We start from the raw sequence: 11,796 nt of genomic DNA on the forward strand, positions 1-11,796 counted from the left end.
ACAATAGCCCAATAACCTTCGGGTACTGCTTTTTAAACGTGATTGATTATGAAAAACAAATTGCTCTTTTTTTTATTAGTTTCTTTTTTGGGGATGTTTCAAATATGGGGACAAACCTTGACCGCAACTTATACAGTTTCTAATACTACAACTGTATCCTCATCAGGAACTTTACCCAGTGGTAGTTCCGCTACGTATGCACAAACTTATAATACTGCATCACAGCTTACTAGTGGCAACAATGCTACTCTAACGTTGAATGGTTATGCTGGCAAAAAAATTTCTCAAATCATCCTGAGTATGAGATCTAATACAAGTTCTGGAGCTGGAAATTTAGATATGGGGGCTGGTACAGGCACGTATCCGACGGGCTACACTACAATTTATTCCATAGCGACTGCTCCATTTAATAATGCCGTATGGAATGGCGCTTGGTCAACCTCTTATACAAATTTAACGAAAACCTTAGCTACTGCTTACACGGTACAAACCAACGAAAAAGTCGTGATTAGGATAAATGCCACTACAAACAGTTTGTATATTGCATCTTTTTCGATTGTCTATGAAAATCCCATAACCGATTACTACTGGGATACCTCAACCGCATCAGGTCTTGGAGGTTCGGCTACTTGGGGGACCACTTTTTCTACTTCTACCACAGGAAATACTGCCTTAGTTGTAGCTCCATCTACTGCCGCTACAATCTTTCAAGGAACTGCAGGAACGATTACCTTGGCTGCCAACCAAACCGTTGCATCTTCTACTTTTAATGTAGATGGCTATACAATTGCCACTTCTGGTTCGGGTGCAAGAACTTTGGCCGGAACTATTAATCTTACTACAAGAAACATAACCGTTTCTCCCATTGCGGCTTCTGGATTGACCATCAGTGGTGTCATTAGCGGTACAGGAGCAGCCTCTTCAACGATATTTACTAAAAACGGTGCCGGAACATTAACGTTAAGTTCCTCCGGAAATACCTTTACTGGAAAAGTCCTTATCAACGATGGCTATATTGCTACAACAGGCGAAAGCCGATTTGGTGCTAATCCTGATGCTTTTACTGCAGACCAGATTACAATTAACGGAGGAGGAATCAGTGCTGTTAGTGGCGATATCAGTTTTACTAGCAACAGGGGCATCAGGCTTAACAGCAGTGGAGGAAAGTTTAATCCATCATCAGGCAGAACTATAACGCTTACCAATGTGGTGAGTGGAACTGGAGACCTTATTAAAGAAGGAGCGGGAACAGTAACCCTTTCTGGAGCACATACCTATACAGGAAATACAAATGTTACGGCAGGAACACTGCAACTCGCTTCCGCCGAAAGAATTGCAAATACCAGCAACCTAATCTTAAACGGAGGAACTTTCCGTACAGGGTCGTCAACTGGTTATGCAGAAACCGTAGGGACTTTAGAATTAAAAGCCAATTCCACTATAACGCTTGGAACAGGAAACCACAGTCTTGTTTTTTCAAACAGCAGTGGCATCACTTGGGATGGTACAGCACTAACCATTACCGGATGGACAGGAACGGAAGGAAATTCTGGAACAGCTGGAAAAATTTTTGTTGGAAATGATGCTTCTGGATTGAGTGCTGCCCAACTTGCCAAAATCACTTTTTCAGGATATACCAACGGAACAATGATCCTGCCAACTGGAGAAGTTGTTCCAGGCTTGAATACTGCTCCTTATTTTGAAATTGAAAGCATCACAAATACTGCATTCGGATCGGTTTGTGTAAACAGTACGGCTGCCACCGATGGAGTATTCGACTTATATGGTTTTAACCTGACAAGTGATGCAACAGTGGGCCCTTTAGACGGATTCACCTTCTCTATTGATGAAACCACATTCACCAACAGTCTAACATTATCGCCATCTGCTGGAGATCTAGCAGAAACAATCCGCATACGTTTTACTCCTACCGCTGCTCAATCCTACAATGGTTCCGTACCAGTTGACGGTGGCGGTGTTGCTGTTGCTTCTTCTGTTGCTGTAACCGGAACAGGAAATGCCAACAATACTCCATCGGTAAATATTGCCATTACAACCGGCACTAATCCTGAATGCAGCGGAGGCACGGTAGTTTTTACAGCCACTCAAGCAAATATAGGTGGCGGTAACGTTGCCTATCAATGGAAATTGAACGGTGAAAATACGGGTATGAATAGTCCTAATTACACCAACTCGACATTGGCCGATAACGACATCGTAAGTTGTGAGATTACCATAACAGGAGGTACTTGCATGAATGCCACAAACGCCACTTCTAATGAAATTACAATGACCGTGAACACCACTCCTGCCATTGTATCTATAAAGCCCGCGTCTGGAGGACCGGCCGGCACTTTGGTCACCATTACAGGCACTGGCTTCACACCGGGATCTGCTGTAAAATTTGGAACCATCGATGCTACCGATATACAGATCATCAGCCTTACCGAAATTCAGGCCGTCGTACCCGATGGAGCCGTTTCGAATACCATAGAAGTTTCAACAGCACTTTCTTGTCCTGCTGCTTCAACCTTTACCATTATCAACCAAGATGCTTCGGGCTGCAACTAATATAAAAGAAAATGACGATGACTAAAAAGCTATATATTTCAGAAAGAAAAAATACAAACTTTACATTATTATTCCTTTTCCTTTGTGTCTTTGGAACAATAAATAGTTCATGGGGACAGGTAATAACACTGTTTTCAGAGAATATGGGAACTGCCGTTGCTTCTAATCCAACACCTGCACAGCATGATTCCAGCAATCGTTTCCAAAACAGTGCCAATTATGAATTCAGTGGTGATTCTGACGTGAGAAATACAGATGCGTCAAGTGGCTATACGGATTCATCGGGAAGCAATAATATAATGTTCAATGGTCTTGAAGAAAACTTCATCATAGATGGTTTTGAGTTAAGTGAATACAAAAATATTATGCTCTCTTTTGGTTTACGGGTAGGAGCTGCTGCTGCAACAAGTGTGCACTTTAAGGCCTATTACAGTACAACAGGAGCTGGTGGAACATGGATAGAAATACCTATTGATATCAGTGGTCCCTACAGTTGGCGAATCGTTTCAACTACCACTGCAAGCTATGTTCCTAATGATGCTAAAGCATTAAAATTTGAAAGAACTTCAGTCGGAACTGGAGGATGGGTCTTTAGATTGGATGACATACTATTAACAGGAGAACTAGACTGCGATCTCCCTTCAGCACCAGCTGGAACGGTAGCAACAGTAGGAAATGCTCCATTCTGCGGCAACTCCATCTCTTTTGACTATACCGGTGCTGGAGCTCCTGCAGGAATTGTATATTATTGGCAGACTACCTCAACAGGTGAAAGCACTTCATTTCCACTAACTTCTAATCCTACCTTTACCATCAACGGAACGGGTACCCGAACAGCTTATCTAAGAGCAAGGCGAACCGACGGAGGCTGTTGGAGTTCGGGAAACAAAAGTGCATCCGGAACGGTATATACTATTCCGGTAATAACTGCCCAACCCATCAACCGATTTATAGCACCCAATGCCAACACTACCTTTAGTGCCACAACTTCAGGAACCGTAACCTCAAGGCAATGGCAGGTTTCTACCGATAATGGGGCAACTTGGGAAAACATTACCAACAGTGCTCCTTACTCTGGTGCTACATTGGCTACACTAAACATTACCAATGCCACTACTGCACTTCATCTAAACCAATACCGTATGGTGGCCACCAATAATGGCTGTTCGACAGAATCGGATGCAGCCCTATTATCCATAACAGGAATACCTAGCATCACCGTTCAACCTGCCATCGACTACACCTCTTGCAACAGTGCCACCATTGCCCTAACAGCCTTGAACGCTCTGGGTACTACTGCCGATTTGAACTATACCTGGTTTGCCTATCATACCATCACTAACGACTGGACGGTTATTACCAACAATGTGGTATATGATGGTGCCACGACGTCTACACTAATCATCAATTCTCTTGTTGATTTAAACAATACCCAATTCTATGTAAGAGTCAATTATAAAAACCAAACCTGTTACAGTTCTTCAAGAGCTGTACAAGTTACGGTTACTGCAAGTACTGCAAGATGGGATGGAATTTCATGGACTGCCACACCCGATCAGGACACGGTGGTTATCCTGGACGAGGATTATGATACTGCAACCGCCAACCTAACGGCCTGTTCTATTGACCTGAACGGAAAAACGATTACCATCAACAAAGACCAATTTGTGCAAGTTCAGGGCAACATCACAGGAACAGGAACCATAGACATCAAAGACAGTGGCAGCCTTGTGCAAGTGGAAGATGGAGTGACCAATGGCACACAATGGATTCTGAAAATGGAACGCTTTACCCAAAAAGTGTTCCGATATGACTTCACCTATTGGGGATCGCCCCTAACGGAAGACAGTGATTTTACGCTAAAGAAATTGTCTACCATGACACTTTTTGACAAGTACTATCAATGGAATGCAAACACAGGAGCTTGGACCACACTTGCCTACGGAAACTATAACATGGTTCCCGGTAGAGGCTATATAGTGAGGTCTCCACAAAATTATCCCATAGAAGGTGCCAGCGGAGCTGTGGCACAAACCTTTACCGCCAATTTTATAGGACGCTCCAACAACGGCATCGTGTCGCACAACGTTATCGGCGACAGCCAAACAAGCAAATGGAACCTCCTGAGCAATCCTTATCCTTCTGCCCTGGACATAGAGGCTTTCTTGGAAGACAACAAGACCTTGCTCGACGGAACCATCTATCTCTGGACCCACAATACCCGAATTATTCCGGCAAACGGCAATAATGATGTTTATTCCTACAATCCGAGCGATTATGCTTCCTATAACTTTTCCGGACCTGTGGCCACTAGAGGACAAAGTGCTTTGAGTGAGGAAAATCCCGCAGAAGATACCGACATCAATAGCAATTTGCCAACACAATATCTTGCCGCCGGACAAGCCTTTTTCGTAAAAGGGCTAAGCAGTGGAACGGTCACTTTCTCCAATCTCTACAGAGGAGGCAGCAATGATAATTTCTTTAGACCCACTCCAACCACACCCATAGACAATTGGGAAATGACAGGCAAGCATCGGGTTTGGCTGAACCTTACTGGAACAGATGCATTCAACCAAATATTGGTGGGCTATATCCAAAATGCAACCAACGAAATGGACTGGGGCTATGATGGAGTGCAATTTGGAGGCAACAAAGTAACCCTCTACTCTATCCTAGACAATAACAATCTGGCCATACAAGGAAGGGCACTCCCATTCAACAACCAAGACCAGATACCATTGGGCTACAAGACTACGCTAACAGGAACTTTAAAAATGAGCATTGACCATTATGATGGCCTTTTTGAAGGACAAGAGATTTATCTGGAAGACAAACTGCTCAACATTGTGCACAACTTGAAGCAAGCCGACTACAGCTTTGCCTCTGTGCCTGGTACTTTCAACGAGCGTTTTGTGTTGCGTTTTCTGCCTTCAGAAGAGTTGGGCACGCCCGATCAGGAGCTTGGCAATGGCCTGTTGGTTTACAAAGCCAAGGGTGCCATCAGGATCAAATCAGATCTTCAGGACTTGGAGCAGGTAACGGTTTATGATCTATTAGGGAGGGCTGTTTTTGAAAACAAGGCTGTCGGAAGCAATGAATTGGCAATCGAAAATGTAGTGATGAACGAACAACCGCTTATCGTAAAGGTAAAATTGGTCGATGGAACGGTAGTAAGCAAGAAGATTGTTTATTAGAAGAGAGATGGAAGTTGGAAGATGGGAGATGGAAGTTGGAAGATGGAAGTTGGGAGTTGGAAAGATTGAAGGATTTAAAGATATTAACCTTCGACTGAAAACTGACCAACAGTCCATCAACCCCAAAATCCAAACTGCGACTGAAAACTGACACTGATCACTGATCACTGGACACTAAATAATTTAGGTTGGAGTTTTTTGTAGTTGATCCCGTGGGCTTAGGCTTGCGGGATTTTTTTTGTTTAAACATAAAGGTTAAAAGATTAAAAAGAAATTGACAGCTTATAACAACCCGAAGAAATTCAAACGAACAAATACGGGCAACTCTTATATATTTTAAATTCAGGAAACAGCTTCGTTAAGCAAATGTTACCAATCCTTTTCGCATGTTTCCAATTCGTTATTTTTAGGTTAATTACTTCAAAATCGGCACTATAAAAAAATTTAAACACCAAAAGTCAGCTTACTTTTGTTGTCCCAAATTCTTAATATTAACCTAAAAAAAGTATTTAAGCAGGAAAAAAAAGGCTGGCACATATGAAAAAAGGATTAGGTTTAGGTTTTGTTGCAACTGGCAATGAAATCTTCAATGTTTTAAAATCTAGTGGGAATAGATTTTATTTGGCTATTGTTTTGATGATGATGAGTGGGGACGGTTTTGCACAACTTAATATTGGAACCGCAGGAACAGCAACTACCCAAAATTTTAATGATTTAAGACAGTCGGGTACTTCTACAGCTGTTACGGGAGGTGCACTAAACAATGTCAATACCAGTTTAAACGGATGGTTTTTCTTGGAAGCAGGCAGTAATGCCAATACAACTTATACAGGAGGAAATGGTTCTGGAAACACCGGCGACACCTATAGTTTCGGTCCCGCTTCCAATACCGACAGAGCCTTGGGAATGCTTCAATCTGGAAGTCTTACCTCTATCATAGGGTTTAAATTCACTAATACTACAGGAGTCACGGTTACTTCAATTAGCATAACCTATACAGGAGAAGTGTGGCGAACAAGTGCATCAGCAGACAATTTGGCTTTTTCCTATCAATCCGGAAATCAAGCTTTAAATGCTGCTTCTGGATGGACAACGGTTAGCCAGTTGGCTTTTACGACACCTGTAACGGGTACTGCAACCAATATTGACGGGAATGCAAATGCAAACAGAACAACAATAACGCATACTATAACAGGATTAAGCATTGCAAATAATGCCTCCTTTACGATGAGATGGGTTGATGCATCGGCAAGCTCTTCTGCTGGTATGGGAATAGACGATTTTAGTATTGTTTTGAACCCGGTTACCTCTTCCTCAAATGTAACAGCAGGTGCAGGAACAGAACCCGCAACAATATCTTCTTTAACCACGGCCTTGACAGGTGCAACAGCTCCCCAACAAAATGCTGTTGTGAATTTTGATTTCACCGTTACAGATGATTCGAGTGGTAATGATGCCTTGCCAACCTTGATCAGCCAAATCGTGATTGCCCAAGGAACCGGAAACGACATTGGCAACTGGACACAGGCCATTGCTGGAGCACAATTGAGCGACGGAGTCAATACCTCAACTGGAACCGTGGCCGCCACCTCTATTACCTTTACTACCAATACAGCCAATTTAGGAAATATTGCAGATGGAGGCACAAAAACCTTTTATTTAAGAATATGGCTCAATACCACCTTAGGCGGGACATTACCAATAACAATCGACGGACTGAATCTTGCTTTTAAAATAGACCGTTCGAACTTTACAACTGCCTCATCGGCAACCTCAACACAATTTGAAAGCGGTGCCGGAACAGCCGTAGAATCTGGTAGCACCAACAACGCCGTGACGGTTGTAGCAACAGCATTGAATTTTGTTACCCAACCTTCAAATGTTGTGCAATCGGCCACAATGAGTCCTTCTGTAACAATAAGTGCAAATGATGCCAACGGAAATAGAGATTTGGGGTATGTTTCAAGCGTTTCTTTAACCTCTACAGGCACAATGACGGGAACACCTTTGTCTGCAACTCCTGTATCAGGATTGGCTACATTTAGTTCAATCGTGCATACTGTTACTCAAACTTCAAGGACTTTGGCAGGAACTTCTGGAGGGTTAACGGCTACAGGAAATAGTAATACTTTTAACGTTACAGCACCACCGGCTCCTGCCATTTCATTCGGCACATTTACTACAACAGCACTCACCTATCCTTTGGGAGCCGGACCATCTGCATCAAAAAACGCAACGGTCAGCGGCACGAATCTAACAGGAAATATTACCGTAACAACAGATGACACTTTAATTTGGGAAGTTTCAACCGATAATGCAACTTGGGCAACTTCGGTTTCCTATACTCCATCAGGAGGGACGGTTGCTGCAGGTTCAAACAGAATTTATGTTCGTTTAAGAGCAGGCTTGGCCGTAAATACCTATTCGGGAACTCTTACTGCAACTTCTACCGGAGCAACCAACCAGACCAATAGTTTGACAGGCGAAGTTTTTCAACCCACTACGGTACTGACAGGAACACCAACCTTGTTCACCTATGCGGAAGGACAAGGGCCATCTGCCTACCAAACCCTTAATGTTTCGGGAACAAACCTTGCCGAGAACATTACGGTTACCGTACCAAGCATCAATTGGGAAATCTCAACAAACACTGCTTTCACTGCTCCAGTAAGCCCAAACACATCATCATCAATAATTTTAAATAAAAATGCTTCAAACGCCGTTACTTCAATACCCATATATGTTCGGTTAAAAGCGGGTTTGGTGGAAGGATTTTACGAAATCCCTACCGATACAGATTTTCAAGTAACCTCAACCAATACGACAACAAAAACGGCCGATTTAGATGGACAAGTAACAGGGCCTGTTCCGTTTATAAATGTTGAAGGAAATTTAGGAGCTTTTCCAGATATTACACCAGTCACCAACAACCCAACAGGTACAGACAATACCTTATTTGCGCAACAAACTGTTGGCAACTCGCAAGTGAAATCATATAGAATTCAAAATCTAGGTGGTTCAACTTTATCTATCTCATCGGTAACAATTGAAGGAACAAACCCTTCGGATTTTACCGTATCTACACCGCCGCCAACTACTATTGCAGCTGGTGCAACAGTTACCTTTGAAGTCACTTTTTCTCCAACCACGCATGGCGTACGAAATGCAATTGTACGTATTGCAAACAACAGTAACAACGTTAGCCCTAATTTTGATTTTAATATAAGAGGAACGGGTAATAATCCAGAAATTTCCGTTACAGGAAATGGAAATGATGTTCCCAACGGCAACACGGCAATTAGTGCCGCCGACAATACTTTAATTGGTTCGGCCAATGCCAATGCAGCCAATGCCACAACAGTTTCTAAAACCTTTGTGATCAGCAATACGGGAAATGTTACGTTAACTGTTTCAAGCATCAGCCTTTCTGGAGCCGATGCTTCACAATTTAGCGTTTCGCCAACCGTAGCCTCAATTGCATCAGGAAACACGGCAAACTTTACTGTTGTTTTTGCTCCAACTTCCTATGGTGCAAAAAATGCTGTCATCTCTATCGCTAATAATGATGCTACCGATAATGAAAACCCTTATACTTTTGCGGTTCAAGGAAATGCTTTGAATTATGTGGCTTGTGCTCAAGATGAAATCATCTTATATCAGACAGGATTTGAAGAAAGTGCCTTTACCGCCCAAACCGATTATCAACAAACAGTATTTGACGGGCCAGCTGGGCAGCAATGGAAAACGTATTATGGAACACCAACTACTACTAATCCTTCTATATCAGGTTCAAAATGGATTCAGATGAGGCTTTATAATAATGGTAATATAGGCTATACTCAAACTGAATTTGACCTAAGCAATGTCACCAAGGTTGATTTTCGAGCCAAGACTGCAAATGCAGAATTAGACCTTATGGTTTCCTATTCTATTGATGGAGGAACAACCTTTAACAATCCGCAAATTTATGATGTTACCAACAACCCTACTGACTTTAGTAATCCTCCCGTTCTGACCTATAGTGTGAGCCCAACAGGAGAACATCCAAACGTAAGAATCCGGTTTACAGTATCAGGAACACCACCTAGTTCTGGTAGCAAAACCATCAGTTTAGATGATATCATTATTTATGGCGGCAGCAACAACACTAAAACCTGGAACGGAACCGCTTGGTCGGGCGATGGTTTGCCTCCAACTTCATCACAAAGGGCTATTATAGATGGTGATCTGACATTGCCTTATACTTTGGGTGCCACTACCTATACTACTTTAGAAGGTTGCGAATGCGAAGTCCTTTCTGGAAATAACTTAACCGTTGGTAATCCTGATGGCTCGGTACCTGGTGTATTGAACATACAAGGAGTGGTAGAAAACAGCGGTACCATACTCCTAAACAACAACAGCAGCTTGATGCAACACAATGACGAAGCGGCAAACATCGGAAACGTAATCATAAAAAGAAACACACAACCAATGTATCGTTATGATTTCACTTACTGGAGTTCGCCCCTGCTTGCAAATGACGATCCATCAGATGATGCAACAGAAGACGCCTTTACTCTGAAGGAATTATCACCCTTTACCTTGTTTGACAAATACTATAAATGGAATCATGCAGCGGCAACACAAGCTTGGCAAATCATTCCAGTAGGTGCCGAAGTGATGGTTCCAGGAAGAGGCTATATCGTTAGAGCTCCTCAAACCTACGGAACCGATCCGGCTGATCCTAATTCGTATGAAATTTATACTGGTAATTTTATCGGAAAACCCAACAACGGGTTTGTTGAGCATGCTGTTACTGGAGGAACAAATAAATGGAACCTGCTTGGAAACCCGTATCCATCGGCCATCAATATAGATAACTTTCTTCTCTTGAACGAAGATTTACTAGAAGGAACCATTTATTTGTGGACCCATAATACTCAAATCCAGGAAACAGGAGTGCCGGGAATATATACCTATGGTAATGATTATGCTACTTACAATCTTAGTGGAGCAACCGCCACGGCTCCTGCCGATTCTGGTGGAGCCGAACCAGATGAATTCCTCGCCTCCGGACAAGCTTTCTTCGTGAAAGGCACAAGCAATTTTACTTCGGGAAAAGTCACTTTCAACAACGGCATGAGGGTTGCAGGAGATAACGATCAATTTTTCAGACCAGGATCACAAGAGCCCATCAATGATTGGCAGACAAGCGGGAAGCACCGCGTATGGCTCAACCTGACCGGACAAAATGCCTTCAACCAAGCAATGGTGGGCTATATCGAGAATGCCACAAACGGCAAGGATTGGGGTTTTGATGGAGAAAGTTTTGGCGGAAACAGGGTTACTTTATATTCAATCCTCGAAAATGAAAAAATGGCCATCCAAGGCCGTGCTTTGCCTTTCAACAATCAGGACCAAGTGCCTCTTGGTTATAAGACGACCTTGACGGGAACTTTGAAAATCAGCATCGACCATTTTGACGGTTTGTTCGAAGGCCAGGACATTTACTTGGAAGATTTGCTTTTGAACGTGGTGCACAATCTAAAAGAGGCAGCTTATACTTTCACTACAATTCCGGGTACTTTTAACGAACGTTTTGTATTGAGATATCTTCCGTCAGAAGCATTGGACACGCCAGATCAGGAGCTTGTTGCCAATGGTTTATTTGTTTATAAAAGCAATGGTGCCATCAGGATCAAATCGGAACTTCAAGACCTGGAGCAGGTTACCGTTTATGATTTATTAGGAAGAAACATTTTTGAAAAGAAGGCTATCGGCGGAAATGAATTGGAAATTGAAACCATAGTGATGAACCAACAACCACTCATCGTAAAGGTAAAACTAGCCGATGGAAATGTAGTAAGCAAGAAGGTTGTTTATTAAGGAGAAGATGGGAGATGGAAGATGGAAGATGGGAGATGGAGGTTGGAAGTTGGAAGTTGGAAGTTGGAAGATGGAAGTTGGGAGATGGAAGTTGGAAGTTGGGAGATGGAAGATGGAAGATCGAAAAGTAAACCAAACTGACAACTGAAAACCGATAACTGAA

The 11,796-nt window shown here is 42.7% G+C and carries 5 protein-coding genes; all 5 read left to right on the top strand.

The features are described from left to right. Positions 1–48 precede the first annotated feature (48 nt). Positions 49–2,571: a beta strand repeat-containing protein gene (locus J2X31_RS03700; protein ID WP_310024519.1), complete on the top strand. Its 2,523-nt coding sequence runs from the start codon at positions 49–51 to the stop codon at positions 2,569–2,571. 17 nt (positions 2,572–2,588) lie between these two features. After that, positions 2,589–5,765, top strand: coding sequence for a RemA C-terminal-like gliding motility protein (locus J2X31_RS03705; RefSeq protein ID WP_310024520.1), 3,177 nt, complete (start codon positions 2,589–2,591; stop codon positions 5,763–5,765). Then, positions 5,755–5,916, top strand: coding sequence for a hypothetical protein (locus J2X31_RS03710; protein ID WP_310024522.1), 162 nt, complete (start codon positions 5,755–5,757; stop codon positions 5,914–5,916). Before J2X31_RS03705 ends, J2X31_RS03710 begins: the two co-directional genes overlap by 11 nt. A 386-nt stretch (positions 5,917–6,302) precedes the next feature. Beyond that, the gene (locus tag J2X31_RS03715) at positions 6,303–11,633 is read left to right on the top strand and encodes a RemA C-terminal-like gliding motility protein (protein ID WP_310024525.1); all 5,331 of its coding nucleotides are present in this window, start codon (positions 6,303–6,305) and stop codon (positions 11,631–11,633) included. Positions 11,634–11,640: 7 nt separating this feature from the next. After that, positions 11,641–11,781 (top strand): hypothetical protein, encoded by a 141-nt coding sequence (locus J2X31_RS03720; RefSeq protein WP_310024528.1) that lies wholly within the window; start codon positions 11,641–11,643, stop codon positions 11,779–11,781. Positions 11,782–11,796 lie beyond the last annotated feature (15 nt).

The sequence above is a fragment of the Flavobacterium arsenatis genome, from assembly GCF_031456785.1.
Taxonomy (GTDB): Bacteria; Bacteroidota; Bacteroidia; order Flavobacteriales; family Flavobacteriaceae; genus Flavobacterium; species Flavobacterium arsenatis.

Bases quoted from the DNA above. Each gene is read 5' to 3' on its own strand.
- J2X31_RS03700 (WP_310024519.1), top strand. From the start codon at position 49: ATGAAAAACAAATTGCTCTTTTTTTTATTAGTTTCTTTTTTGGGGATG.
- J2X31_RS03705 (WP_310024520.1), top strand. From the start codon at position 2,589: ATGACTAAAAAGCTATATATTTCAGAAAGAAAAAATACAAACTTTACA.
- J2X31_RS03715 (WP_310024525.1), top strand. From the start codon at position 6,303: ATGAAAAAAGGATTAGGTTTAGGTTTTGTTGCAACTGGCAATGAAATC.
- J2X31_RS03720 (WP_310024528.1), top strand. From the start codon at position 11,641: ATGGGAGATGGAAGATGGAAGATGGGAGATGGAGGTTGGAAGTTGGAA.